The sequence below is a fragment of the Occultella gossypii genome (genome assembly GCF_019947135.1).
GTDB classification, from domain to species: Bacteria; Actinomycetota; Actinomycetes; order Actinomycetales; family Beutenbergiaceae; genus Occultella; species Occultella gossypii.
In genome coordinates this window covers 1-26933 of the sequence record NZ_JAGSHT010000004.1, presented here as the reverse complement: position 1 = coordinate 26933, position 26933 = coordinate 1, and the positions used below count along the sequence as shown (strand labels likewise).

The window sequence follows — 26933 nt, the reverse complement described above, 5'->3', positions numbered from 1 at the left end:
ATCCGACGCCGTTCCGCCAGCTGAACTCGGACGGATGGCGCGTTGCCCGCGGACCACATCTCGGTCCAACACCCCGAGGCCTACCGGAACAAGCAACTCACCGGGACGCTACAGTTCTTCGAGGACGTCGATAGCGCCCCCGGTGCCGCGGTTTCGTTGACCGCAACTTCTTCCGGACGCGGCATCCTCTGCTCTCGGGCTTGGTGCGCCGTCCGACGCTGACACAAGTAGGAGCTCATGGAACGATCCGACTTCATAGCCAAGTACCCGCGGCTCTTCCATACGGCGGCCGATGGCTCGTGGCCTTCCATTCGAGAGCACGGTTTGCTCAGCACTCGGGCGTTACTCGACCGGTACCGGCCGCCGGTCCACGTCCGCGCTGAGATCTTGGACAGTGTCCGACGCACCAGCCACGTGTTGACCCGAGCAGGGTTCCCCGAAGCGACCGTACGCGACCAGAGACCATTGAAGTTCCTCAGCGTCTGCCTAGAACCAGGAGTGAGTGAACAGGACTACCTGAACGCCCTCAACGCCCGGGTGTTCTTCCACGTAAACGAGAGCGACCTTCAACGTCTACTCCGCGCGCGGATGTACCGAACACACCCACAACATGTCTTGACGCTTGACACTGCGATATTCCTCGAGTCCCACCCTGCCGTGGAACTCGCGCCATACAACACCGGATCCATCCATGTGCCGAACATGCCTAAGCGCGGGCCAAGTATCTTTACGCCACTTGAGCAGTACCCGTGGGAGGCATGGAGGCGGAAGCGCGGCAAGGACGCAGTCCGGGAACTCACGGTGTGCGGTCAGGCTGACGTCGCGCCCTCGGTCGTTAACGTCGCGCGCTGGCACCAAGGAACTCTCGTCGAGACGATCCTTCCGTGACCTCGTCCACCCGCAGAAGGTTGCGCCCCGCGAGTCAAACTTGATCATGTTCGACTGGTGGACCTCGCGCACCACGCCCTCGAGGTCAATGCCAGGTCACCGCAGCACTAACACCGCCTATAGGTGATGTCAGTAGGCGCGTCCCCGGTTGCGACGAGGTCAGACCGGTCCATCGCGTCCCTGAGCTCCGCGACTACTCGGCGCAGCCGCAATGCGGCACGCTCCGGGGCGACCTCCAACGTCGGCTGCGCACCAGGTCGAAAACTCGGTGGAAGTCCAGTAGTTGGTCGCCGATCGCATCGAGGTCGGGAATGGTCCCTCCGCCGGTGTCTGAGCGCCGTTACCCGACAACACCCTCATTGCGGGAGCGTTCGCGGCTGTCCGCTCATCGGAGGCCCCATCGTCCGCCGCCCCGGCCCTTGGCGGAATAGAAGAGGTCCTCACCCCGGAAGTTGTCCGAGTCGGACGAATGGGACTCGATTGCGTTGCGAATAATCGCCTGCCAAGACTTCGGCAGCGGGTTTCGCCGTTGAGCGACGCGTTCGTAGATCTCGGACAGGTCCGCCTCCCCGCCCAACGCCCGAACTGACTCCACGATGTCGTCCTTCCAAGGCTTCACAGAACGTGACCGTACCGGAAGGCCGCGAGAGTGTGAGCCAGATTGGCCGCACTTCTTGATTCCGGCCGCGGCAGCCGACGGTCGCCCTCTGACTGGTCCGACTCTCGGTGCCCGCACGTCGCGTCGTAGTTCATTCGCCCGACCCTCAGACATACGGCTACAGGCGGCGTCCTCGGCGATGACTTCTTGTACCTACTCGGCAGCGGTCTTGGTCCCGATGGCGTCGAGCTGGTCGAGCGTGCGCTGCTGATTCGCGGTCCGGGTCGATGCATTTGCCTGGCGCGGTGCGCCGGGCCGGCTACCAGAGCTGCCCACGAGGCACTCTTGGTGATCACCGTGCCGCCCGCATGCCGCCTCCTCCCGACGAGATTTTCGCTGACTCCACGATTGTCCACAACGAGATGGTCGTCCGAACGTTCATTTCGGCCGTTAAACCGTCACCCGCTAACCGGTGACACCGAGCCCGACGAACGCGTCCTCGGCTGGGTTGCCGAGCGCCACGACCGACGCTTGATCGTGACCGCGACCAAAGGCATGGGCGTTTCCGCTTCCTCCAAACTGGAGCCAAGATTGGTGACCTGCTTACGGCACTGCCCCAGCACCCCGCCCCGGGATCGCCTCCAACAACTCCCGCGTGTACTCATGCTGCGGATCATCGAACAGCGCCTGCGTCGCCCCAGCCTCCACGATCCGCCCCTTCCACATCACCCCGACCGTGTTCGACACCTGCCGCACCACGGCCAGGTCGTGGGAGATGAACAGGTAGCTGAGCCCAAGTTCGGTCTGCAGGTCCACGAGCAGCTCAAGAATCTGCTGCTGCACCGACACATCCAACGCAGACACCGGCTCGTCCAGCACCACCAGATCCGGCCGCAACGCCAGCGCCCGCGCGATCGCCACCCGCTGCCGCTGCCCGCCCGAGAGCTCCGCAGGCCGCCGCGACGCCATCGACGCAGGCAGCGCCACCTGATCCAAGAGCTCCGCCACCCGCGCTGCCCGGTCCGAGGAGGACCCGACCCGGAACGCCCGCAACGGCTCGGCGATGATCCGCTCCACGCTGAACCGCGGATCCAGCGACGCGTACGGGTTCTGATAGACCACCTGCACGCTGGCCCGCAGCTGCCGCAGCGCCTCCCCGCGCAGCCCGGTCACGTCTCGACCGGCGATCCGCACCTGGCCCGACGTGGGCCGCTCGAGCAGGGTCGCCATCCGTGCGGTGGTCGATTTCCCGGACCCCGACTCCCCCACCAACGCGAACGTCGACCCCGCCGGGATCGTGAAGGACACCGCGTCCACCGCCCGCAGCGGCTCCCGCCGCCCGGGCAGCGGAAAGTCCTTGACGAGGTCGCTCACCTCGAGCGCCGGCTCGCGTTCAACAGCGCCCGACGGCGTCCGCTCGCCCGGCGCAGGAGAGGTCCCGATCAGCCGAGTGCCAGTCAGCGACGGCGCCGCCGCGAGCAGCACCCTCGTGTACTCGTGCTGCGGGTCGGTCAACACCTGCCGCGCGTGCCCTGTCTCCACGATCCGCCCGCCCTGCATCACCACGATCCGGTCCGCCCGGTCCGCGGCCACGGCCAGGTCGTGGGTGATGAACAGCACCGACGTCCCGGTCTCGGCGATCACCCGCGCGAAGTGGTCCAGGACCACCCGCTGCACCGTGACGTCCAGCGCGGACGTCGGCTCGTCGGCGATCACCAGCGGTGGCCGGGCGGCCAGGGCCATCCCGATCAGCACCCGTTGGCGCAGCCCGCCGGAGAGCTCATGCGGGTACTGGCGGGCTCGTACCTCCGGATCCGGAATCCCGACCGAAGCCAGAATCTCCACGGCGCGAGCAAGAGCCGCCTCCCCGCGGGCGAGCCGGTGCACCTTGAGCACCTCGGCGATCTGCCGGCCGACCCGGTGCACCGGGTTCAACGACACCCCCGGGTCCTGCGGCACCAGCCCGATCTGGGCGCCGCGGACCTGGTCCATGGCCCGCCCTCCCAGCGCCGTGATGTCCCGGTCGCCGAGCAGGATCCGCCCACCCGTCACCACACCGTTCCCTGGCAGCAGCCCAATCACAGACTGCGCCAGGGTGCTCTTCCCGGAGCCGGACTCCCCCACCACGGCGAGCACCTCCCCGGCGCCCAACTCCAGGTCCACGCCCTGCACGGCCTCGGTGAACCCGTCCCGGGTCCGGTACCCGGCGCGCAGGCCCTCGATCGTCAGCACCGCGGTCATCGCTCTCCCCCACTCCACGCGCTCAGGGCGCGGCTGATCCGGTTGAACGCGAGGACCACGGCCACGATCACCAGGCCCGGCAGGGTGGTGAGCCACCACGCGGAGGCGAGGTAGTTGCGCCCGTCGGAGATCAGCACGCCCCACTCGGGCGTCGGTGGCATCTCCCCGTAGCCGAGGAAGCTCAGCGCGGACACGGACAGGATCGCGGTGCCGAAGTCCAGGGTGGCGAGGGAGACCAGCGGCCCGGCGCTGTTGGGCAGCACGTGCCGGGCGAGCACCCCCGGCCAGCGCACCCCGGAGGCGAACGCCGCCTCCACGTACGGGGCGTTGCGCACCCGCAGCACCTCACCGCGGGCCACCCGGGCGAACGACGCGATCCCGGCCACGCCGACCGCGATCGCGACTTTCGTGGTGCCGAACCCGAGGGCGGCCACGATCATCAGGGACAGCAGCAGCCCGGGGATGGCCAGGAGCACGTCGACCACCCGCATCAGCACGTCGTCGACCACGCCGCCGACGAACCCGGACACCATCCCGATCGTGGTGCCCACGAACATCGCGATGGCGACGGCGATCACGGTGGCCTGCAGGGACAGCCCGGCGCCGTGCACGGTGCGGGCGTACAGGTCCCGGCCGGTCTCGTCGGTGCCGAACCAGTGCGCCGCGCCGGGCGGGGTGAACTTCTCCGCGGGCACGCCGGTGAGCGGGTCGACGCTGGTGAACCAGGTCGGCACCAACGCCCACCCGATCACCACGAGGAGGACCAGGACGGACAGGATCAGCCCGGGGCGCAGGAATGCCGCAACGGCCCCAGACCCTGCTCGACGGCGGAGGCTGGGTTCTGCAGGCCCGCTGCGGCCGCCGGTGCCGCGAGTAGGTTCGGCGCCTGCGGCGCCTGCGGCGCCGGAGGCACCGACGTTGCCCTCTTCCGCCGCGGAAACGGTGACGATGTCGCTCACGCGCCCACCCGCCGTCGGGTAGTGATCCTTGGATCCACGAGCGGGTAGGTGAGGTCCACGAGCAGGTTGACCACCACGAACGCGACCGCCGAGACGAGGACCAGGCCCTGCACCATCGGGATGTCCTGCTCGGCCACGGCGCCCTGCAGCAGCCGGCCGACGCCGGAGCGCGAGTACACGGTCTCCACCACCACCGCGCCGGCCAGGGAGCTGCCCACGATCAGCCCGACGATGGTCAGCGACGGGATGGCCGCGTTGCGCAGCACGTGCACCAAGTGGGTGCGCAGCCGGCTGACGCCCTTCGCGCGGGCCACCTCCACGAACGGTTGCCGCCAGGTCGCGCCCAGGGAGTTCGCGAGCACCTGCGCCACCACGGCGCCGGTCGGCACACCCAGGGTGATGGCCGGCAGCACGAGCGAGGCGACGCCGTCGTTCCCGAACGCCGGGAACCATCCCAACCCGAACGAGAACACCTGCAGCAGCATCAGACCGACCCAGAACCCCGGCAGCGAGATCGCCAGCGGCGGCAGCGACAGCAGCGCCTCGCGCAGCCATTTCGCCCGCATGAACGTGGCGGTCAGGGCCAGCGCCATGCCGAGGGTGATCGCGAGCAGCAGGCTCGCCCCGGCCAGTTTCAGGGTCTCTGGCAGCGCGCCGCCGAGGGAGTTCAGGACCGGTTCACCGGTGCGGATCGAGGTGCCGAAGTCCCCCTGCACGGCCGCGATCAGCCGGGTGAAGTACTGCTCGATGAGCGGCTTGTCGAAGCCCAGTTCCGCGCGCAGCGCCGCCTCAGCCTCGGGGTCGACGTAGGTGGCCTGGCCGCCCGGGTTCAGCATGATCGCGACCGGGTCCCCGGGCAGCATGTACAAGATCACGAAGCTGACCGTGAACGCCGCCCACAGCACCACCGCCGCCTGCCCGAGGCGGCGCAGCAGGTAGAGGCCCATCAGTCCGACACGGGTGCGGCCCAGTCCACCTCGACCACGTCGATCCACTTGGAGTTGGCGGTGCGGCGGGTGATCCGCCAGCCGGCGTCGGTTCGGACCAGTTCGTCGGAGTACCAGCCGCCGCCCTGGACGCGGCGGGCCTTGCCCTCGGTCTCGGTGCGCGAGTGCGTGGTCATGGTGTACTCCGAGCGGGCCGTGGCGCGGTCCCCGTCCACCTCGATCACAGTGTTGTGCAGCAGGTGCTGGCCCACCGGGATCCGGGTCGCGTCGCCTTGCGTGAAGATGGCGCGCAGTTCGGCCGGGCTGTGCTCGGACATCCCGACGGCGGAGAAGTCCAGGACCGCGTCCGGGGTGAAGGTGCGGTCCCACTCCGGCCAGATGCGCTGGTCCAGGCCGTAGGAGTAGCGGGTGATGGTGTCGGTGATCTCGATCCGGTCGGAGATCTCCTGCAGGGTCAGTGTCATGTTCAGTTCTCCAGCCACGTGTCGTAGAAACTGAGGCGGGTGGACGCCTCAAGGGTGATGCCCTGCACGTCGGAACTGAACGCGAACACCTGGAACTGCTCCACAAGGGGGATGTTGTAGCCCTCGCCGATGATGGTCTGCTGGGCCTGCCCGGCGAGCTCGTTGCGGGCGTCGGTGTCCAGGGTCACCGACATCTCGGCGAGCGTGTCATCGAGCGGATTCGCCTCCAGCCGGGGCACGTTCGTGTACTCGGTGGAGAAGATCGCCTTGAGCACGTCCGGGTCGGCGCGGGTGAGGTTGTAGCCGGCCAGGTCGTAGTCGCCGCTGGACTGGATCTCCACGTACTGCGCGGCGTCCACCTGCCGGATCTGCAGGTCGATTCCCACGGCTGCCAGTTGCTGCTGCACGAGGGCGGACTCCGGTCCCCCGCCGAGCAGGCTCAGCGTGAGCGGCTCACCGTCCTTGACGCGGATCCCGTCCGCGCCCGCCACCCAGCCGGCGCCGTCGAGCAGTTCGATCGCTGTCTCCGGGTCGTATGCGAGTTCGGCGGTCAGATCCAGGTAGCCCGGGGTGGTGCCGGCCAGCACGGAGGTGGCCGGCAGGTACCGGTCGTTGTAGAGGGTGTCGACGGTCTCCTGCCGGTTGATCGCGACCTGCAGTGCGTCCCGCACGGCCGGGTCGGCCATGGCGGGGCGCTGGGTGTTCGGGACGAACCCGGTCACGATCCCGGGGTTGGCCTGGGTGAGCAGGCTGAACTCGCCGCCGTCGAAGAGGTCCTGGTCCACCGGCTGCACGTCCTGGATGCCCTGCACCTGACCCGACTGCAGGGACCCGGTCCGCACCGCCGGCTCGGTGATGAGCTGCAGCACGACGGTGTCCAGGTAGGCGTCACCGGTGTGCTCGGCCAGCGCGTTCGGCCAGTCGTAGCCCTCCCGCTTGGTCAGCGTGATCGACTCGTCTTGCACGTAGTCGGAGAGCACGAACGGCCCGGACCCGATCAGGTCACCGGCGCAGCGCTCCTCCGGGGTGAGCGCGAGCGTGGCCGGGGACAGCAGCCCGAGCGTGATCGAGGCCGTCGCCTGCAGGAACTGCGCGTTCGGCTCGTCGAAGGTGAACGTGACCGTCTGCGGATCGACCACCTCGGTGCTGACCAACCCGTCCAGGTACGTCGACCCGAGCAGCGACCGGGCGCCAAGTTCGACGATGCCGTCGAAGTTCGCCTTGACCGCCTCAGCGTTCACAGGGGCACCGTCGGAGAACGTGGCGCCCTCGATCAGGGTGAAGGTGAACGCGGTGCCGTCCGCGGAAGCCTCCCACTCGCTCGCCAGCCACGGCTTGATCTCACCGGTCTCGGGGTCCTGCACGGTGAGGGAGTCGGTGATCTGCCGGCCCACCGTCATGGTGATGGCCTGCGCCAGCTGCTGGGGGTCGAGGCAACCGGGCGACTGGGACGCGGCAAAGGTGAGGGTGCCGCCGGCCTGGGGCTCGCCCGTGGTGCCGGTGGTCGAGTCACCACCACCGCCGCCTTCGTCACCCCCGGCACTGCACGCCGCGAGGCCGAGGGTCAGGGCGAGGCCAGCCGCGACGATCGCGGGCAGGGCACGTCTGCGTGACAAGGGTGCTCCAATGCGTGGGGGGTACGCCGAGTGAGGGCGGCGCAGTCAACGGTCACGCTAGGGAGAACCGACAGGGCGATCAACGAAGGGGGCGGGATGCTCACGATCTGAGACGAGGTGAGACGAATGGGCGACGTCGGATCGGGAAGGAGTCAGCCAGCGAGGATGCTCGTCAGCGTGACGATCCTTGGGCCGGCACCTCTCGACGGCACACGTCCTTCAAGTACGTACGTCACTTCGCCCACCATGACGCGGACTCCAGGTCGTCAACATGCCCGAGACCGACCGCCTCCACGAGACCATCGTCACCTGGTGGGATGCCATCGACGTGCCCATCGTCACCGGGGCCACGAACGTGAACGTTGAGGCGGCGAACACGACTATCAAGAACATCAAACGAACCGGTCGCAGCTTCCACAACACCCGCGACCACCTAGCCCGTATCCTTGTCGCCGGCGCCGCTCGAGCAGTAGCGCGAGCATCCATCAGAGCGCGCCTTCACGACGAGCCGCGTAGAGCCGTCAATCCTCCACTAGATCGATACGTCCCTCCGGCGGCATGGTTCGAAGTCCTGCGATCCACAGGTCGATGCCGCGCCCCGCGATCGGCCTCAAGCGCTCCACCGCGTCCACGATCTCCCGGTGCGAAGCCGGAACAGTCGAACTGAAGTCATCTAGCCGTCTCATCGTCTTCAGCAGCCAGTCGTCATTTGTACGCTGGTGAAAATACGGCCGGTGAAGGATGGTGTTGCGGTGTTGATTCATCGCCGTCGTGGCGTCTATAGTCCAGGCCGCGACGTCCTCGCTCCACGACGTCGGATCCCTCAACCAGGCTGGACGCCACGGGTCCTCCAGCCGCTGCCGGATGTCCTCGCACTGGGAACTGAAGTTGCGGCTCCTACCGTTGCGGGGCTGCTTCAAATCGAGGGCTACGGCGATCTGGTAAGCGGCGAATTCAATCCGCCCCGACGAGACGGCGATTTTGCCGAGGTCGGGCAGCCAAGCGTTCGGCACGCCTCCGAAATCGCCGACGGGCACCTCCTGGCCGGCGTCTTCGGTACTCATTGGCCCGTGTCCAGAACCTTCAGTCGTTGTACGCGTTGCAGACGTCACAAATCAGCGCCTCGCGCTTCTTGCCTTGCGCCGTATTGCTGTAGTGCTCGGTATGCGGCTGGTTCTTATCGCAAGCCGGACAGTAGTGGAGCCCCGCGGGTTCTTTCGGCATACCGCCATACGATGCCACAAGGGTAGCTGCAAAGATAGGGCGGGGTTCGAGCCAACATCCCAGCACGAACGGTGCGGGTGTGACTACCGAGGCGTGGATGTCGGCGCGGCGTGGGTCGTTGAGCACCACGGCCGGCTGTTGGTCTCTCCAGGGTTGCCCCTTACCCGGGACTGACCGGCACTGGGGGATGACATGCACGCCCTCTGCCGCACTCGGCCCGGCATGGAACTGAGACTCATGCCGCTGGCGGGACCCCTGAGCCTCGATCCGTCAATCTACTCTCGCGAGAGCCCTGGGCTCATTGGCCACGGATCGAGTAGCCTGAATAAGTGCATCGATCCGTCGCTGCCGCTCCAGCAGGTACTCGGGACGGGAGACGCCCGCGCCCGCCAGCGTGCGGGTCGGGTGCATGATGTCGTTGCGGAAGTCGGAGAGACCGCTGATTGCGCGGCGCCAGCCTACGCCTGCCTCCTTGGTCGCCCTCCTGTAGGAGTCTTCCTTACCGAGGACTTGCACTAAGTCCCGTACGCTCAAGCACGACACATCATCAATGAAGGTGTCTCTTCCGCGCAGCTCATTGGCGATCTTGGCATGCGACTCTTGTCTCGGCGATGACAGGAGGGCTACGATCTGCGACTGGTCTGGGTAGCGGACGCGCAAGTAGTTCCCGAGGACAGTCTCGAGGTGTGCCAACCGGAGATAGAAATGGGTCCGCACTGGCACCGACCCGAGGTCCGCCGGGGTGACGAAGCTCGTAATCCCTGACTCCCCGAGCACAAACAGAAATGGCTCGCGAGCCATGCGTTCCATCAAATGGTCCAGGGTTGCCTCGCCAGACACGATCAACGGAGCGGCCAGCGGAAGCATGAGCTCGCCCACCACGGCGCCCGGTCCCCGCGCCGCTTCCGAAGCCGGAACGAAGACCCCTACCGGGACCCCCTCTGTCATCACCGGCGCTGCGTCGAACTGGTGCTCGAACATAGTTGCTATGACGGCATCCACCTCCGAGTCGATCGCAAGGCTCATCGCGTGCTCTAAGGGAACAGCGATCTGACGAGCGCGGACGGACACCGTCCGCAGGTCCATGTTTGGGTGACGCACATCGACAGCATGCCACGGCCCAGCTAGCAGCAGTTAGCGACGCCTATCGGGCGGTGCACATTGGGCATCCTGGAGGACCGTGACGAGCACGCCCCGCAGGTTCTGCGGAGCTCCGAAGGGGGTGCACGGTCGATTGGCTCAGAATCGAAGCCGGCCCGTGATCGCGGCCCCAGCGACCTCAATGAGGACGTCCCGGCCGATCGCATCAGAGAGTCAGGCGCTGCCACAGATCGATCAGCAGCAATGATCCGCCGGGCAGATCACTAGGAACCGCAGTTCGATACTGCCAACGCGAGCCGCCCCACCTCAACCGGCACCCTGTGTTTGACAGCCATTTAATCTACGGGTACGTGCGTGGCGATTCCGGCTCGGGTGGCCTGCTCGGCAGTTGGGGTGTTCTCGACCCATCTGGCGGGGTGACCAGCACTGCTACGCAGTGGTTGCGGACAGCGACTACAAGGACGACCGGCTCGCGCCTGCGCCGGTTCTGGAGTTTAAGGACATTGCTGGTAGAGGATGACTTCGACACCAGAACGGCGGCGGTGTCGAGCAAGCGGACCATGAGCCCGACCGCGCACGCCCTCACCCCTCTTTGCCGACTAGCACTTGGGACGGGCGTTGGGACCGCGGACGGAATTCGTGGTCGCCCTTCCACCCGCCAAGACCTCCGCCATGACCCTCGCTGTCCGCATCCTGGGTCGCATCAGAGCTCCTCGCCCAATCGGCGCAGTTGTCCACGACGAGATGATATCGACGTGGCCACAATCGGCGACTGGATTGTCTCCATCGCCCCGCTCCGGTCGACGAAACGCTCGGCAAGCGTTGCAGTCGCTAGCTCCGGAGCGAGCGCGGCCGAGAACTTCAGGCCGTCGACAGCCTGCGGGCTGATGACCGGCAACGCCACGTCCACGGGTGCAGCACGCAGATCGGACAGCCCCGTTGCCTCGTCCAGTGTGAATCGATGGTTGTCCGCACCATCCCCTGCACCGAGCGCGGCGATGAGTGTCTCGTTGGCCCGCAGGCCCGCCCAGGTCCAGAACTCCCGTCCCGCTGGCGCCTCGAGCACCACGAGACCATCCGGGTCGACCACATCCGCCATCTCATCTCGGATGCGCGCGAGCCGCTCCACTGCTCGCCGAGACAAGACGACGTCGGGAGTTCTGCCGAGGAGGACGTCGCGCTGCGCGCGTGCCAGTTCGAAGGACTCGGCGACGGCTTCGCTTGGCCAGCGCACCTTGCCCTTATCGGGTGCATCGCTCACGACGACCTCTCGCCGCTCCCAGTCCACAGACTCCACCCGCCACGCCCAACCTGCTAGCAGCAGCCTCTTCGCCGGTCCGCCAGACTTCCAGCTCTGGAGCGCCAACGGCGAGACCATGCCGATCTCACGCACACCGGCCACCACCCGCAGTTCGAGGTCAGCGGAGAATGAGGCCAGCAGGTCCATGAAGTACCGGCGCCCGAACTCCTTCTCCGCGCGCGGGCCGATGAACACCATGCCCTGGTCCTCCACCAGAAACTGCTCGGAACGCAGATACTCGAGGATCGGTGCGGCCTCGTCCATGAACCCAAGTCCGTCCCACCAGGACCGCCAAGTCGTGGCCCCGAACCTGCCTTCCTGCAACGCCAGTGCCAGCAGCTGCTGAGCCGCCAAGTGTCGCGGCGAAGGCGGAGGCACCACGGGCTCCACGAGTCCTTGGCCCCACAGCAGTAGGAGCGCGGCAGCGCGGAGGAACCCCTCGCTTTCCACGGCGAGGAAGAGCGCGTTCCGCTGCGTCCCGGCGCGCCGCCCGGTCCTACCCAACCGCTGCAGGAACGACGCCACCGACCGAGGCGCGTCGATCTGGATCATCCGGTCCAGGTCCCCGATGTCCACACCCAGTTCGAGCGTGGATGTGGCGACGATGACGCAGTCGCGCGCCTCCGCGAACGCTCGTTCGCTCACCTGCCGCTCGTCACGCGACAGAGACGAGTGAGAGACGAACGTCGTCACGTTCCGGGCGCGCAACTCAAACGCGAGTTCCTCAGCCCTGCGCCGCGACTCACAGAATACCAATCTCTTCTCGCCGCGGTAGAGGCGTGAGATCACCTCAGCCGCGTTCGCCAGCGACCCGACGTAGTCCAGTGTCACATCGACCGGTGATGTAACAGTCCGGTGGTCCTCCCCCGTCACTACCTCGGCTCCGGTCCCCGCGGAAACGTTGCTCCCCCTCAGCCACGTGAGGATCGACTCCGGATTTCCAACCGTCGCCGAGAGCCCGACGCGCTGGATCCGGCGCCCAGCAAGTCGCTGGATCCGTTCGAGTACTGCGAGCAGGTGCCAGCCGCGGTCGGCACCCGCAAACGCATGCACCTCGTCGATCACCACGGCCCGCACGCCGGCGAACAGCGCCCGGTGATCAACGCGCCGCGACACCAGCATGGACTCCAACGACTCCGGCGTGGTCAGGAGCATGTCGGGCCGCTCCCCCAGGATTCGACGGCGCTCCGAGTCACCCACGTCGCCGTGCCACAGGGCGACCCGCCGACCGAGCCACCCTGCGTACTGCTCGAGCCGCGGGTACAGGTTGTTGAGCAGTGCCCGCAGCGGCGTGATGTATAGGACGGACAGCCCATGCCAGTCCTCCTCGACCATCTCTGACAGGAGCGGGAAGAGGGCCGCCTCCGTCTTGCCGCCAGCCGTCGGCGCGATCAGCAGGCAGTCCTTGCCTGCCCGAACGGGCGCCACGGCTGCATGCTGCAGCGGCCGCAGGGAACTCCAGCCGAGCGAGTTCACCACGTGGTACTCGACGGCGGCGTTCAGCCCGCTCTCAACGCTCATAGGCCCAGGTCGACGTCATCCACACTGGCCGCCACGGCCCGCGGACCGCGGACGGCGCCGAGATTGCGCGCCTCGGTCTCAGTCTCGTGCAGTTCTCCCGGATCGACGGTCAGCGCATAGTCACGCCGCGGCCGGAACTCCTCGAACTGGTCCACACGGTCCATCACGTCCACGAGCTTGCGCAGGAACAACCGCGGTGCCACGCCCACCTTGCCGCCGAGCTCTCCGGCGACGGCATCCGCCAGTGTCGCAACATAGCCGTCATCCACGAGGTCCAGCACCCGCCCGCCGGCGTCGGCGCCGCTCGCATAGAGGTCACGCACCCGCGACCCGAGTTCCAGGAGCGAGTCCTGCGTGAACCCCGTAAGCCGGATCTGGGGTGCGCGAGGATTGTCGAACCGCGCGTCGGCGGTGAAGTCCGTGGCCAGCCGCTGGGCGAGTGGCGGCAGGCGCCGCATGCCCTGTTGCCCGTCGTAGAAGGCGGGCGTGCCGGTGATCAGCAGGTACAAGCCCGGAAACCGTCCCGAGTCGATCTCGTCCAGCAATTGGCGCAGCGCATTCAGGGACTTCTCCCGCACGTCGGAACGCACCCGTTGCAGCGTCTCCACCTCGTCCAACACCACCACCAACCCGGCGTAGTCCGAGTCACGCAGCACCGTCAGCAGCCCTTGCAGGAAGCCGAGCGCGCCGAAGTGGTCCAACTCTCCGCGTAGCCCAGCTCCTCGCCGCACGGAGGCGGCCACGTTCGGCTGCCCTCCCAGCCAAGCCAGCAAGCCCTCTGCTTGGGCCACATCGCCGGCGATCATCGCCACGCGATAGCCCCGCAGCGCGGTCGCGAACGAGGGCGCGGTCTTGCTGACAGCGGCGAGGCGCGTCTCCAGCAGCGCTTCCACGCCGCTCTGCACGGACGTCTCATCGCTCGCGGGAGCACCCGATTCGATGACGTCGGTGCGCAGGATGTGGAACCAACCGTCCACCACTTCCCGCAACGCGGAAGGTGCGGCCTCTGCGGTGGTCAGGCTCTCGACGATCCGCCGGTACACCGTCTCCAGCCGATGCAGCGGTGTCTCCGTCTCGGAGATCTGAATCTCCGCCGTCGCGAATCCGCGATCCTTCGCACGCTCGGTCAGCCAACGCGCGAAGAACGTCTTGCCTGAGCCGTACTCACCGCGGATCGCCTTCATCTGCGCGCCGCCGCCGGCCACGGATTCGAGTTCCTCGTCCACGGTGACCTCGAACCGGTCCAACCGCACCGCCATCAGGTCCAGGCCCCGCTGTGGCACGGTGCCGCGGCGCACCGCGTCGATGATGTCCCGACGGCGCCGTGGAGAGACGTTCACCGTTGGCCGCCGAGCTCGAACTGATCGCGAAGGAGCGCCTCGTCAAGAACCACCGTGACGCCATCGGCGTCGTCAGAGAGCACGGCGTAGCCCTCCACGTTCAGCAACCGGCGCAGCGCCGCGAGTGTTGACTCCACGGCGGGAAGGCTCGACCCGACCAGCCCGGCAAGGGTCTCCCGGTGTGCTCGACCGCCCCGATCTGCCAGCGTGGTGAGCAGCGTGCGGACCACGTCATCGCCAAGAGCGCCACGGCCGGCGCGCTTGCGCTGCCGCGCGTATACGTCGGAGTCGAGCAGTTGATCCACCACAGAGGAGAGAGCCGCGGTGCCGTCCACGGGTAGCGGCTGGGCCAGGATCAGGTCGAAGCTGCCCTGCCCTGGTGCCTCCTCCCTTGGCCGGCGCCGTCGCGTCTTGTCCGTCCGCTCCTCGACCACCGACTCGTAGCGGTGCTTCACCGCCGGCTCGTTCCACCAGCTCGGGGTCTGCGAGGGTGCGATCTTCCATCCGCCGATCTGGGGCCTATTGCTGCGGTCCAGCACAATGATCGGCACCGTGATCTCGGCGAGGCTCCCGCCCCCGTGATAGCCGGCCGCCTTGGCGCCGTAGCGCAGGCCTACGGTTACGGCCAGCACTGCTTCGCCGCCCGCTGCGAGTACCCGGCGGCCGCGTACCTCGATCTCATCGGTTGCCGCGGCGCCAGTACTCACCGGTCTCCACCGCGTGTCCGCACCCGCAGTCGCCCGATATTCACCGCCCCGCTCCACGACGTGCCCATGGTCGGCGGTCAGGATCACCGTTCGGCCTGCGAGGGTGGCGCGATTGAGTAGCGCACGAAGGTGCTGGACCCGGTCGAGGTTCCAGCGGGTGCCGTCGGGGTCATCCTTGGCGAGCGAATCGTCGATCGTGTTCAGCACCACGCCCACCACCGTGGTGGCGCGATCATCGATCGCGGTACCGACCACCTGCGCCACGAGGTCTCCACCGGCGGGCCGGAGGTCATCCTTGTGGAATATAGGTCCCTCGATCACCTTGGGGAACCGGGACTTCTCGGTCGCTTGTGTCCCGGCACGGAGCTCGCCGCTGAGCAGCGACGTCCTGGAGAACGTGGTCATCGTGGGCAGAACCGCCAGCCCCGCGGCACGGGTGGACGACGCAGCGGGGATCAGCTCGGTCCACCCCGCTTCCATGGCGCCCTGGGCGATCTCGGTCGCCACTCGGGTGCTCATCCCGTCCAGCACGATGAGCAGCACGCGGGTTGCCTTGGTCAGGGGGTGCACCACCTCCTTGAGGAGGTTTTCGAGGAGGACGACGGCGGGGGTCGGCTCGTCCGTCGCGGTCACCGCAGCCAGTTGTTGCGCTGCGGTGAAGTCCCTCTTGGCTCGGATCGCCTGGACCCGCTCCGCCAGCCGCCGGTAGGCGTGCGCCACCGGTGCCAATGCGCTGCCGGTCCAGATGGAGGCGAGCGCCCGATCCGCCCAGCCGCCGTCGTCGACCTGCAGGTGCAGGCTGTCGCCGAGGGTGGCGCTGGTGTCCGCGGGTTCACTCTCAAGCCAGCGCACCAGCCGGGTGGCCATCCGTGCCGCCTCGACCTCGCGTCCCTCGTGCCGGGAGAGCCGGTGCGCGAGTACATCGCGCAGCCCTTCCTCGACGGCATCTGTGCCGCGGCCGGCGAGGAAGCCCTGAATCGCCTGCGCGAGGACTTCGCTGCGCGCCGACCTGCCTGCGGGCAGCACCGAGGACAGGAGGGCGCCGTCGGGCCAGCCGAGATCACCGAGCAGCGCCTCCGCCTGGCGGAGCACGTTCGCGTGGTCGGGATCATCCGCGTCGAGCATGCGCTCGAGCGTGTCGCGGGCATCCAGGGCCAAGGCGCGCGCGTGAAGACTCTCCACGGGCCGCCCGCCCACGTAGCGTTCGATCCGCGTGCGTGCGCTGATCCGATCTGCTTCGATCTGGGCCGGGGGCTGCGCCGGCCACAGCACATCCATTGCGAGGCCGATCGCCACCACTGAGACTTGAGTGCTGGCCGCAGCGGCGAGCACAAACACGGTCTGCGGACCGAGTGCGTCGCCTGCCCAGCGGGTCAGGTGCTTCCGCAGGTCCTCGTCCGTCGCGGCCCAAACTGCCCGGGCCGAGGCACCGTGCAGCACCTCGGTCAGCCGCGAGGCATCCCAACGGGCTGGCAGCAGCTCACCCAGCAGCTCAGCCAGCAGATTGCCGAAGGCGGCATCTGCGGTGAGCACACCGGTGGTGACCTGTGGCCACCCCGAGCGTGGCCGGTGCTCCAGCAGTGCGCCAGCGGCCCATTGGCCCTGCTTCCGAAGCGCGGGGTCGATCGTATGTGCGCCCACCATGCTCGCGACTGCGCTCCAGTCATCCGGGCGCTCGATGGTCTGCCCGGCGGCCCGCAGCATCACAGCACTGCCGAGGTCCTGTTCGTTCCGGTCGGTCAGGACCACCAGGTACTCGTCGTCGGGGAGATCCGTATAGTCCGTGAGCACCGCTAGCTGGGAACGACCCGGCCGGATCTGCACCGTGGTGCCGTCGACAGCGATCGAAGGAGGCCCGTCCCAACGCGGCTCCGAGCGCAGCAGGAGCATTCGGGCGCTGCCCCGCGACACGAGGGACCGCGCCCGTTCGGTGACCAAGCCCGCGGACGCCAGCGGGACGGTGCTGGTGGCGGGCGCGCTCACTCCAGCCTCCAGCTGACACGCACCCGCTTGCCCGGGTTGGCCGCGACGAAGTTCCGAAGTTCCGGGGTGAGTGACGTCAGTAAGCGACCGACATCGCCGCTCGCGTCGATGTCGAGAAGGATCGAGTCCACCCCTTCCGGCGGGTGCTGGGGCAGCCGTGGCGGGACCACGCTTGGCGGAACAACAATGATCAACTCATCCGCACGCCGCTGAGCGTGGGCTAGGGCAGATTGCAGCCCGGCCGAAGACTCGTTCGTGGCGGCGGCCATTCGCAGGTCCGCGAGGACCTGCTTCCCGCCGTCCATCGACTCGACGCGCTGCAGAATCTGCCACCGGGCCTGACCCAGTGCTCGGGTCACGTCCGCGGCTGTGGCCAGCGACCGGCCGATCACCGCGGGTTCGGTGGTGAACTTGGCACCGGCAAGCACACGGACCAGTTCAACGTCGTCCTTCGCGCCTCGCAGCGAATCGACGAGTTCCCTCGAAGCCCGTGCGGTGACCACACGCGGACTCGTGTCGTCGAGTGCCAGCGAGTCTCGGTGGTCGTGGAGTGCCCGCTCAAGTCCCTGTGCGGAAGCAACGAAGCCAGTGAATTGGCGGCGTAGGGCCTCACCGAAGCGGTGTAACGCAGCCGAGGTCAGGTTGACCTCTCGCGCGATACCGAACAGACCTTGGGCACGCAGCTGGGCCCGTTCCCAGGATTCGTCGTCAGGCAGGACGGGCTGGCGCAGCGTCATGTCCGGCGTGAGTCCCCCGATCCCAGGCTCGCCGGCGGGCACTCCCCCGCGCAGGATCTCTCGGTCCGCGAGCCCGGCCCAGGAGAGCACAAGGAGGTCTTGGAGGTCCGTTGTGATGCCGGTGCCTGCCAGTCGTGCCCGAAGGTCGGCGACGGTCACGTCGCCACCGCGACCGGCCTCGGTGACTGCCTTCGTGAAGTCGGGCTGCCAACGGAACGTCGTGGCGCTCAGGGCGTAGACGTTCTCGCGAGGAGTGCCCAGCCCAAGAGGTTCAGCGACGCGCCAAAGCTCCGCCGCGCGGGCACGATCGATCCCGTCGAGCCGCCCACCTGCGGCGATCGTCTCGCGCACAGTGTCCAGGACGTGACGGATCTCGGCGCGGCGCACCTCGCTGTCAGCGGGCTGGAACTGTGGGTGATCCGGGTACTCGTCGCCGAGTGCCTGATCAAGCACCTTGACCAGACCGTCGCGCAGCGTCGCGGCCACCGGTGGCCGGAACGTGAGTCCTGGCCGCAGCGTCGTGAAGATCTCCTGGGCCTTGATCGCCCCGGTGTCAACGTCATCCTTCGGTGTACTGATCCCGTACGCCTGACGGAGTGTGGCGACCAGTTGTTCTCGCAATGCGCGGCGCTGGTTCTCCAGTGCCTGGCGCGCCGGCTCGCGATCGGCGGGGGCGAGGTGGGAGGCGTTCGCGTCGAACTGCCGAGCCTTCGCGAGGTGCTCAAGGACCACGAGCCGCCCAACGTCCTGCATTCGGGTGGATGCCAGGAAGTGTGGCAGCCAGACGATCGCATTGGTCTCGAGCCCGGCCTCGCGTTCCTGGTTGATCCGGAGCAGATCGTCGGACGGGAAGTGACCCGGCTCATCGAACGGATAGTCGATGATCACCTTCCACCGACCGGGAGCTGCCCGGAGCTGGTCCGTGGGCATCGTGGGGCGTTCACGTACGTTGCCGAACAGTACGTCCACAAGGCGCCGGCTCCCACGCCACACGAAACCGAGCGTCTGATCGGAAACCATGTTCTGCGACTCGACGAGCTCCAGTTCCTCGGCCAGCAATGACTTGACCAGGGCGCGCCTGTTGCTCGGATGGTCCTCGGTCTGCACCCGGTCGATGACGGACTCGTAGTCCACACCGGAGAGCTGAAGGCTGATGAGTGGGTTGGTCTCCGTGCCAACGACGACGTCCCCGAAGTTTCGCGCCCACTCCCGTGCCCAGGTGGTCACCTGTGCTGCTTCCTGCCCTGGGATCAGCGAGGTGACGGTTCCGAAGTTGAGAGCAGCAAGTTTGCCCGCGGTGAGATTGCTCAGTGATGGTGTGCCCGGCGCGATGTAGGAGATGAGCAACGTCTTGGCGAGCCGATCCTCCGTGCGGAACGGTGAGTGGCGTGGGGACGCATCCGCTTGCGCCTGGTCCAACCCGTACTTGTCGAGCAGGTACGGGCGCAGCTTGGTGGCGTAGAAGTTCTCCGCCACGGCGAACCGCGTCTGCATCTCCTTCGTCAACGGCTTCGACTGGCTGAGCACGATGACGTCGAAGAGTTCTCCAACGCCGATCACGTCGCGCACGCGAAGGTAGTCGCGACCGTTCGAGAGCAGTTCGCTCATGATCTTGAGCGCGGTTCGCTCCCGCTGCATGAGCGAGGAGAGCGCCACCATGGCATCCACAAGCGCGGGCGAGAACGGGTAGACGAGCGCGAAGTCCGATTCCGAGGAGAGCGCCTCGTCGGTGAGGAGGTGGGACCAGGCTCTGCTGTCCGCCTTCACACGCTGGACTGCCGCCTTGATCGCGGCCGCACCGGCGTCATCTCGTGGTTGCAGGAGCCGTTGGTGGACGATCTGCGGCAGATCCGCAGCCTTGAGCGTGATTGCGTCGAACCGGTCCTCCCACCATTGGAAGGACTGTCCCACGGCCACCATCTCAGCGCCGTCTGCGGTGTTGCCGAGGAAGTCCTTGAGCTCACGCTGCCGGGCCACAAAGGAGATCATCGGGAGGGCGTGCGCGCCCATCTCTGATTCGACGAGTTTGGCGACCTTGGAGGTCTCCTCCTGGATGAACGCGGTGTCGGAGAGGTGCTGACCCAGCCAGAGCACCAGTTCATCGAGGAAGAGCACGATCGCGTCATAGCCGAGGGTGCGCGCGTGCGTGGTCATCACCTTGAGCCCGGCGGCGATGTCGAGCCACTCCCCCGATGCCGTGTAGCCGGCGAACATCGTCCCGACGAGTTGCTGGGCAAGCAGTTCCCGCTCGGTCCCGCCAACCGGCTGGGTGAGCGCATCCTCGAATCGCGCGGCGGTCCAGCCGGTCTCAGCGCTGAGCGATCCGCCGAGGTTCCCCAGGTTGCCAAGGTCACCCATCGAGGCACTCTGCGCAGCGGCGGCGCCATTCAGCGCCGCGAAGAACGCGTCGTCCCCGTACTGACGACGCTGCGTGACGGCGTCGTTCAGGAGGTTGTCGGATCGGTGCAGCAACGGCAGGGGTGCGCCAGGGTGACGGTCGCGGACCGTATTCAGGTAGCCGTCGAAGATTGCGGACTCGAGGTTTGGTTTGCCGAGCAGGTGATAGTCGATGGCGAGGAACTGCTTGCCGAGCACGCCGTGATGACCTGCAACACTCTGCTGCAGACCGGGCAGGCTCCGAGCGTGCACGTTGCCCGCCAGGATGAGGTGGAGCACCGCCATGAAGTGCGACTTTCCGGAGCCGAACGAACCGTGCACAAAGGCGCCGGCACTGGTGCCGCTTCGCACGGTCTTCTCGACGAGGTCCAGGGCCTCATCCATCGCTTCGGCGACGCCCTCGGTGACCACGTAGTGGCCGAGTGTGCCCTCTGCGTCCGCGACGCCGTTCTGGAGCTGCAGCACGAAGTCGCCGGCGGTGACGACCTCCGGGACATTGATGACATCGCGGAGCGGGGTGTCGAGGATGTCTGTACTCATCTGTTGCTTCTCCGCTGATCAGGCCCGACGGCGTCCGCGTCGAGCTGGTTCTGGCCGCCAGGCGGCCACATCGTCTCGGGTTGCGCCCAGAGCATCAAGTTCACTGTCGATCATGGTGGTGATCGTGTCTGCCGGCACTACGCCGGAGGCCGGATCGATCTCACCGTGCCATTGGTGCAGCCACGGTTCGAGCTCCACCAGTCCTGCGACCAGAGGCGTCCGGCTCGGGGCATCTGCCTGCTGCTCGCCAATCAGGCGGGCGAGCGCGATGGCCTGGTCACGGTGATCCCAACCCGCCCACCCGAGCACCGGCGTCGGGTCATCGGGGAAGGAGACACTCGGATAGGAGATGAAGCGCTCCTTCGGCACGTCCAGCTTGCCGCGCGCCTTCCAGATGCTCACGTGCCGGAAGTCCGCCTGCCCGTACTTCGGCGGCACCGGGATGTCCACACTCTTCGGCGCATCCGCCGTCTTCGGTGCATCCTCCTGGCGTTGCAGATCCCATACGCGCTGCCACTCGGCGAACTTCTCCAGGCCCGGTTCCTTGAACCGATGCGCCGCCAGGTACGGGACGGCTTCGTCCGTGAGGAGCGCAGTCACCGCCTTAACAACATTCACATCCTGAGTGCCAGACAGGAGGCGCAGTGCCTCGAGAAGCGCGGCATCGCCACTGACGAGCTCGGCGAGCTGGCCGACGGTTCGGGTGGTGACACCGGCGGGGTCCGACCAGAGTTCTGGCCTCTCGAGCCGGTCGAGTACCGCCGTTTCGAGGGCGGCCTTGAGTTGGACGTCCCAGCCGGGCGTCTGCCAGCGACGCTTGTACTCGGGCCGCTCCAGTAGCCCGATCTGCTTGTCGCTCGCGATAAGATCCAGGCGTCGCTGCACCAGGTCGCGGTAGTCCTGCGGCCATTCGGCTGGCAACTCAGTGATCGGCGTGGAGCCGTGCCGATCGAACCATGCGGTCTCTTCGACTCCTGCAGCAACCGCACGTGCGAGGGTAACCTCGAAAGCTCGATCGCCGAGCTCGTTGTGGTCGATCCCACCCCCGGCATAGGTCAGGTCCTCATCGATGAGGCCGTAGAGGCGGTAAACCTCCCAGTCGAGTTCCTCTTGCTCGAAGAAGAGCCGTCGCCGAAGCGACGCCCACCGGCCGCGTGCCTCCTCCACCGCGTGCGCAAGATCGGCATCCGCCGCAGCGAGTGCGGCCGGGACGCTCGACGCCGGCGAGACCTCGTTCAGATCTTGGGCAAGTCGATCCAGTAGCCTGGCGCGCTCCCGTGGGAGCAAAGGGGGGAGCGGGAACTCCTGGAGCTTGGTGCCGGTGAACTCGAAGAAGCGCTCCCACTCTTGGTCCGCAATCCCTCCACCGTAGCCGCCGTTGCCCTTGTCATGGGAGACCTGCTTGAGCCAGAAGCAAGCCGTCGACGAGTTCAGCACGCCGAGCAGGTCGAGGTACTCGTCCTCGGTGGCGTCCGCCGGCAACTTGATCACCGGCGCTGACTGCTTGAACACCTTCCCGCCCCGGTCCAGCACGAAGTGGTTGTGCGTGGAGACGAACGCGAAGGTGATGGACCAAGAATGCACGTCAACATCCTTAGGAAGTTGGTGCCACTCGTACCACGGTCTCCCCTCTGAGAAATATGTGCCCTTCGCAAAGGTTGCGCGATTTCCGAGCTCGGACCTGAGCGGCCAGAGTCGATGTTCCATTGCAGGATAACGCGAAAGCGCCTTGAGCACATGCTCCCGGTCGTATGGGAAGAATGTCGGATTGGCACTCTGCACAGCGAAATCGCGAACTTTGTCGCCGATCACCAAATTGCGATGCGAACCCACGTCGCCGAGCCGATTCACGTCACTCGCCGTGGTCATGAACGCGTCCTCCGCTCCCATGATCCCGAAGAACCCGATCCGAGCAACGTGATCACCGACTCGGCCACGGGTGTCATTATCGACCAGTTGGAGAACCGCCTTCGCCCCACCGCCGCTCAGGGACCAAGGATGCACGGCCAAGACAGCACGGTCGAGGTCGGTCACGGTGACGTAGATACCGTCAAACCCCGCCGAATCCAAGTGCTCGACGACTTCTGTCCAGACCAAGCCCTTCGCGGGGTCCACGGGTTGCCCTGGCTCGCCGCGAACACCGAGGACCGCACGGACGGTGTCACCGACCGCACGACGGCGGCGTCCGACGAGGATCACCGTGGGCGTGCCATGCCCGGGGATGTAGGCACCGGAGGTATCGATCACTTCAGATAGGTCTACGGGGTTGTCCAGATCGTTCCCCGCAAGCAGGTTCTCGATGACCTTAGAGCCGAACTCCCGCTTCATGAATGAGTTCGAGGTGATCTGCCCGACGAAACCAGCGCCGCCGGCTGGTCCCGCGCGCCGGGCGAGTCGGAAGAACAACTCCATGAACGGAGCCGATAGCGCGTACTTGCCCTTGGTACTGCCGGGGTACGCCTTTCGATACCTCTCGTTCAACGCCTTGTCCTTGACCGTGATGTACGGTGGATTTCCTACCACCACGTGATATCGGCCTTGTTCCAGGATGTCTTGGTACTCGGCCACGTCCTCGCTCGCATAGGTGAAGACGTCTTCCTCGTCCCCGTGGACGTTGAGCGTGTCCTGATGACCCTGCGCCGCGAGCAGCGAGTCACCGATCGCCAGGTGGTAGTCGAAGTCGGGTGCGCCGACCAGCGACGTCTCCCCTGCGGCCTTCAGGGCCGCGACTGTGAGTCGGAAGCGGGCGATGGCAATGGCGAACGGATTGAGATCTACGCCATGGATCGAGTCGAGCGCCGTCTGTACCCGATCCCGCGACTCCATGCCTGGGGCTTCCTGCTGCCAAGCCGCGTCCAAGCGTGCGAACGCGCCGAGGAGGAAGTGCCCGGAGCCGCAGGTTGGGTCAATCACCTTCAAGCCTTCGAGTCCGAACTCCAGCATCGCCGGCTGCAGCGTGCGGTCCAGGATGAACTCCTCGACGAACACTGGCGTCTGCAGGAGCGCGTAGGTCTTCTTCGCGTGTTCCGAGAGGTCCTGGTAGAGGTCGCCGAGGAAGCGCGTGTCCAGGGAGGTGTCGGTGAAGTCGTGAACCAGTGCGCCGTCGTCGTCGTGGCGGCGCCAGAAGGAGAGCAGGTGGCCCGCGGCCTCGGCGCTGATCGGGGCCTTCCACACAGGGTTGTGCGCACGGTCCACCAGCAACCGGCCCGCGGGGAGCGAGGCGAGCACCGCGAACGCCTCCTGCAACCAATCGCGGGCGTTCGCCGTCGGGGTTCCGCGGTAGAACACGGTCTCGTTCTCGCTAGCGCGCGCCAGCCGGTCCCCAAGCGGGCCGTCGGTGGGGCCGGCGAGCCACGGCACGGCCACCGCCCGTCCGGAGGAGTCCGCTGCGCCGTCGAGCAGGCCGTTGTCCTCACCGAACCGCACGAACGCACATGCCACCAACCAGGCCACCGCGGCCTGATCCACCCGGCCATCGCGCCAGACCGACCATGTGAAGGCCGTCCGACCCCGCCTCACCGCGGCGCTGTGCTGCGCGCGCAACTCCGCGGCCCACTCCAGACCCGGCTCCTCGGCGCGAGCCCGGAGATCCGTCGTGAGCAGCACCAGCTGCTTCTTCAGGTCGGCCAGCAGCAGCTTCGAGTCAATCATGCGTGAGACTCCGTGAGGTTGTCGTAGTGCAGGTAGGAAGTGGGCAGCTCCACCCAGCCGTCAGGACCGAGGGGAGCGGGGTGGCCGTCCAGGGTGGGCGCACGGTCCGATCCCCGCCGCGGCACCAGGAGCCAACGTGCCGCAGGGCGGGGATACGCCAAATCAAACGCTTCGGCGAGTAGGTGGATCAGCCCGTACCGAGCGAGCGGGCCAGCGTGAACCAACAGCAGCGGTTCGGTGCTAGAAGCGACGTTCTTCCACGCGCCGGTAACCGACTCCCGGGCGAGCGTCTGCAGGATGGAGAAGGGCTGCGAGCCTGCCGGGTGGCTGTCGAGGTTCGCGACGTCGTCCCAGTTCGCACCATGCGCCGCGGCACCCGAGCGCAACGCGTGCACCACGAGTTCGCCGACATCTAGCACCTGGACCGGTTGCAGGTGCCGCAGGGCGGTGATCGCTTCCGCGTGCTTACTGGGATGCACGGTCAGGGTCAGTGCGGACCTGCGCCGGACCGATTCCGTGAGACGCCGGTCGATGGCCGGTGCGCTTGCTCCCCCGCCAACGGATGTCATGGTGGCTGTTGAGGATGCCGGGCGGGTCAGTTCTCGCTGGCTGTACTGTTCACCGTCCCACTTGAGGCTCGGGACCGCTGTGGTGACCAGCTCGTCCAGAGTTGGGCCGTCAGGAATATCGGCTGCCTCGGGGAATCGACCGAGCACGCGCTGGTGGACGCGCTCCTTCGTGAGGGTCTGGGTGGTGACGCCGCGTAGCGCGAGCAGGACCGCCTCGCGTGCATCGAGGCCGCGCCGATAGACCTCTCCGCGCGAAGACGCCGCGGCATGCTTCGCCGCGGACACCGCGAGTCGGAGCAGGTGATCGTCGTCCAGCTGGGACTGATCGAGATCGTCGCCGGCCGCGGAGATGAGTGTTGCCCGCAGCTCTCCGAGTGCAGCTCCCGCCGGTGTGACGTCCCGCTCGGCGACCAACCCGTCCGCCCGGGCGCCGAGTTGCTCGGCCAGGTCCAAGGCCAGGTCGCCGTCTACCAGGGCTTCGCCGGAGGCAGATCCTCCCGCTGCAAGGGCGATGAGTACACCGTAGGTATCCCCGCTGGGGTCGAGAAGACGGCGAGTGATCAGTCGGGGTTGAGCGGCGCGTACGTCCGCTTCGACAACTGCACGTACGAGCCCCGCGGCGGCGCGGGTGCGTTCGTCGCCCTCCAGTGTGGAGCCGAGCGGGAAGGTTAGCGCCGCGGCAGCCTCGTGGAGTGCGATCACTCCCCCACGGCCGACGACTGCGTCGACGAGCAGGTTGTGCACCTGCTTGAAGGTCTTTTGCGCGCGCCAGCGCCGTGCGGCGTTGTCCAGGGCGTCCTCGACCTCGAGACGGGAGGCGCCCACCTGTTTCGCCAGGTCCTGCGTGGTGGGCCAGATCCCCGGCGCGGTCAAAAGTCGCCCGAGCAGCAGGGTCAGCACCTGGACCTCGATGCTGTTCGCGGCGGTCTTGGCCGGGATGAGCTTCCCGGCGATGACCTCTACACCCAGCCGTGCGCCGTCGGGCTCGGTTGGCTCATCCGCGGCCGGGAGTTCGGACTTGGCGAGCAATGCGCTCCGCCATTGGCGCACTCGTGCTTGAATCTCGCGCCGGTACTGCTCACCCAGGCCAGGGATCGAGTTGATCTCGGTTCCCTTGCGGGCGATGAGCTCACCAACCGTGGCGACCTCAAGCCTGGCGAGCGCGGAGAGGGCCCTCGCGGAGAGTCCCGAGTCCGTCAGCGGGGTCGATCGGCCGGCCGCGACGGCACGTGCGTCGAGCTCCGCCTGTACGTCGGTGCGCTGTGCGTCCGATTGCCCACGGACGTCCACCTTCGCGAAGACCTGCCGCCACGCATCGCCGAGATCCGCGGCGTTCGCGAAGCGGTGCGACGCTACCGGGTCGAAGGCAAGGGTGAAGAAGCCGACAAGCTGGGGACCTATCGCTGGATCGAACTGCTCTGGCATCAGGACAACACGGTCCCGCTCCGACGCGGGCCCGGCGTCGCCGTCGCGCCACGTCGGCAGATCGCCGGTGGCCATCTCGAACAGGGTGACGCTCACCGCGTAGAGCTCGGCCGCGCGGTCATACTGGCGCCGCCTGCCCTGGCCGAGGAACGGGTCCACGTAGCCGGGTGTACCGGAGGTGACATCCTCGAGCGGCACGCTCGCCAGGGACAGGTCGAAGAGGCTCAGCCGGGGCTTACGGGTGCCTCGGTCCGGGGCGATGCCGAGGTTGCCCGGTTTGATGTCGCGGTGGAACACGCCGACGCTTTCGAGGTACTCGACGGACTCGAGGAAGTCGCGACCGTAGTTCTCGAGTTGTTCGATCGTCGCGCGACCCTCTTCGGAGAGTCGGTCCGCGAGAGTTGATCTGCCCGCATCGGAGAGCACCAGCGCCTGCCGCCCGTTGACCTCGATCGGCCCTTCGAGCAACTCGACGATCCGGGGATGGTCAAACTCACGCAGCACGCGCGCCTCGGCACCGAGGCGAAGCCCAGCAGCCTTGTCGCGGGCGATCTTGAGGACAACTCCCTCACGGTCCTCGTCGAGATCGTCAACGAGCAACGCCGTGCCGGTGGATCCCCGGCCACGGCGGGAGCGAACCACGAAGCGGCCCCCCAGCGTGGGGGCGCGCGGGGCCGCGCCGGGGTGCACCACCCCCCCCCCCGCGGCCGCCCCCGGGGGGCCCA

The 26933-nt window shown here is 67.2% G+C and carries 15 protein-coding genes and 1 pseudogene; 2 read left to right on the top strand and 14 right to left on the bottom strand.

Going from position 1 to position 26933, the window contains the following annotated elements; translation table 11 throughout:
• The first annotated feature begins 237 nt into the window (after positions 1 to 237).
• Entirely contained in the window at positions 238 to 888 is a 651-nt protein-coding gene (locus KCQ71_RS04590; protein ID WP_223403328.1) for a DUF7002 family protein, read from the top strand.
• 1201 nt (positions 889 to 2089) lie between these two features.
• Here KCQ71_RS04590 and KCQ71_RS04585 read toward each other — a convergent pair.
• Genes KCQ71_RS04585 through KCQ71_RS04565 form a run of 5 tightly spaced genes read right to left on the bottom strand, consistent with a single transcriptional unit; the run spans position 2090 to position 7713 of the window.
• Positions 2090 to 3727 carry a dipeptide ABC transporter ATP-binding protein gene (locus KCQ71_RS04585; RefSeq protein WP_223403326.1) on the bottom strand — a complete coding sequence of 546 codons (1638 nt, stop codon included), beginning with the start codon at positions 3725 to 3727 and terminating at the stop codon, positions 2090 to 2092.
• Positions 3724 to 4686 carry an ABC transporter permease gene (locus KCQ71_RS04580; RefSeq protein WP_223403324.1) on the bottom strand — a complete coding sequence of 321 codons (963 nt, stop codon included), beginning with the start codon at positions 4684 to 4686 and terminating at the stop codon, positions 3724 to 3726. Before KCQ71_RS04580 ends, KCQ71_RS04585 begins: the two co-directional genes overlap by 4 nt.
• Positions 4683 to 5633 (bottom strand): ABC transporter permease, encoded by a 951-nt coding sequence (locus KCQ71_RS04575; RefSeq protein WP_223403322.1) that lies wholly within the window; start codon positions 5631 to 5633, stop codon positions 4683 to 4685. The genes KCQ71_RS04580 and KCQ71_RS04575 overlap by 4 nt, the downstream gene beginning before the upstream one ends.
• Positions 5633 to 6097, bottom strand: a complete 465-nt coding sequence (locus tag KCQ71_RS04570; RefSeq protein ID WP_223403320.1) for a nuclear transport factor 2 family protein — start codon at positions 6095 to 6097, stop codon at positions 5633 to 5635. Before KCQ71_RS04570 ends, KCQ71_RS04575 begins: the two co-directional genes overlap by 1 nt.
• A gap of 2 nt (positions 6098 to 6099) precedes the next feature.
• Positions 6100 to 7713, bottom strand: coding sequence for an ABC transporter substrate-binding protein (locus KCQ71_RS04565; RefSeq protein ID WP_223403318.1), 1614 nt, complete (start codon positions 7711 to 7713; stop codon positions 6100 to 6102).
• A gap of 271 nt (positions 7714 to 7984) precedes the next feature.
• Between KCQ71_RS04565 and KCQ71_RS04560 the strand changes: the two are divergent.
• Positions 7985 to 8146: pseudogene (locus KCQ71_RS04560) on the top strand (transposase); the annotation flags it as partial.
• An 88-nt stretch (positions 8147 to 8234) separates the two neighbouring features.
• Here the strand turns inward: KCQ71_RS04560 and KCQ71_RS04555 are convergent.
• The 9 genes from KCQ71_RS04555 to KCQ71_RS04515 form a co-directional block, all read right to left on the bottom strand.
• Positions 8235 to 8777 carry a hypothetical protein gene (locus KCQ71_RS04555; protein WP_223403398.1) on the bottom strand — a complete coding sequence of 181 codons (543 nt, stop codon included), beginning with the start codon at positions 8775 to 8777 and terminating at the stop codon, positions 8235 to 8237.
• A gap of 19 nt (positions 8778 to 8796) precedes the next feature.
• Entirely contained in the window at positions 8797 to 9066 is a 270-nt protein-coding gene (locus KCQ71_RS04550) for a hypothetical protein (protein ID WP_223403316.1), read from the bottom strand.
• A gap of 141 nt (positions 9067 to 9207) precedes the next feature.
• Positions 9208 to 9963, bottom strand: a complete 756-nt coding sequence (locus KCQ71_RS04545; protein ID WP_223403315.1) for a hypothetical protein — start codon at positions 9961 to 9963, stop codon at positions 9208 to 9210.
• 778 nt (positions 9964 to 10741) lie between these two features.
• Positions 10742 to 12859, bottom strand: a complete 2118-nt coding sequence (locus tag KCQ71_RS04540) for a DEAD/DEAH box helicase (protein WP_223403313.1) — start codon at positions 12857 to 12859, stop codon at positions 10742 to 10744.
• Positions 12856 to 14199: a BREX system ATP-binding protein BrxD gene (gene brxD, locus KCQ71_RS04535; RefSeq protein ID WP_223403311.1), complete on the bottom strand. Its 1344-nt coding sequence runs from the start codon at positions 14197 to 14199 to the stop codon at positions 12856 to 12858. The genes KCQ71_RS04540 and brxD overlap by 4 nt, the downstream gene beginning before the upstream one ends.
• A complete protein-coding gene (pglZ, locus tag KCQ71_RS04530) occupies positions 14196 to 16889 on the bottom strand; it encodes a BREX-2 system phosphatase PglZ (RefSeq protein ID WP_223403309.1) in 2694 nt (897 codons plus the stop codon). Before pglZ ends, brxD begins: the two co-directional genes overlap by 4 nt.
• Positions 16886 to 20563 (bottom strand): DUF6079 family protein, encoded by a 3678-nt coding sequence (locus KCQ71_RS04525; RefSeq protein ID WP_223403307.1) that lies wholly within the window; start codon positions 20561 to 20563, stop codon positions 16886 to 16888. Before KCQ71_RS04525 ends, pglZ begins: the two co-directional genes overlap by 4 nt.
• Positions 20564 to 20581: 18 nt before the next feature.
• Positions 20582 to 24214, bottom strand: a complete 3633-nt coding sequence (gene pglX, locus KCQ71_RS04520; protein WP_223403305.1) for a BREX-2 system adenine-specific DNA-methyltransferase PglX — start codon at positions 24212 to 24214, stop codon at positions 20582 to 20584.
• Positions 24211 to 26850 carry a protein kinase domain-containing protein gene (locus KCQ71_RS04515; RefSeq protein WP_223403303.1) on the bottom strand — a complete coding sequence of 880 codons (2640 nt, stop codon included), beginning with the start codon at positions 26848 to 26850 and terminating at the stop codon, positions 24211 to 24213. Before KCQ71_RS04515 ends, pglX begins: the two co-directional genes overlap by 4 nt.
• Positions 26851 to 26933: the final 83 nt, after the last annotated feature.

Coding starts and splice junctions, on each gene's coding strand:
- KCQ71_RS04590 (WP_223403328.1), top strand. CDS start 238: ATGGAACGATCCGACTTCATAGCCAAGTACCCGCGGCTCTTCCATACG.
- KCQ71_RS04585 (WP_223403326.1), bottom strand. CDS start 3,727: ATGACCGCGGTGCTGACGATCGAGGGCCTGCGCGCCGGGTACCGGACC.
- KCQ71_RS04575 (WP_223403322.1), bottom strand. CDS start 5,633: ATGGGCCTCTACCTGCTGCGCCGCCTCGGGCAGGCGGCGGTGGTGCTG.
- KCQ71_RS04570 (WP_223403320.1), bottom strand. CDS start 6,097: ATGACACTGACCCTGCAGGAGATCTCCGACCGGATCGAGATCACCGAC.
- KCQ71_RS04555 (WP_223403398.1), bottom strand. CDS start 8,777: ATGAGTACCGAAGACGCCGGCCAGGAGGTGCCCGTCGGCGATTTCGGA.
- KCQ71_RS04545 (WP_223403315.1), bottom strand. CDS start 9,963: ATGAGCCTTGCGATCGACTCGGAGGTGGATGCCGTCATAGCAACTATG.
- KCQ71_RS04540 (WP_223403313.1), bottom strand. CDS start 12,859: ATGAGCGTTGAGAGCGGGCTGAACGCCGCCGTCGAGTACCACGTGGTG.
- KCQ71_RS04525 (WP_223403307.1), bottom strand. CDS start 20,563: ATGAGTACAGACATCCTCGACACCCCGCTCCGCGATGTCATCAATGTC.
- pglX (WP_223403305.1), bottom strand. CDS start 24,214: ATGATTGACTCGAAGCTGCTGCTGGCCGACCTGAAGAAGCAGCTGGTG.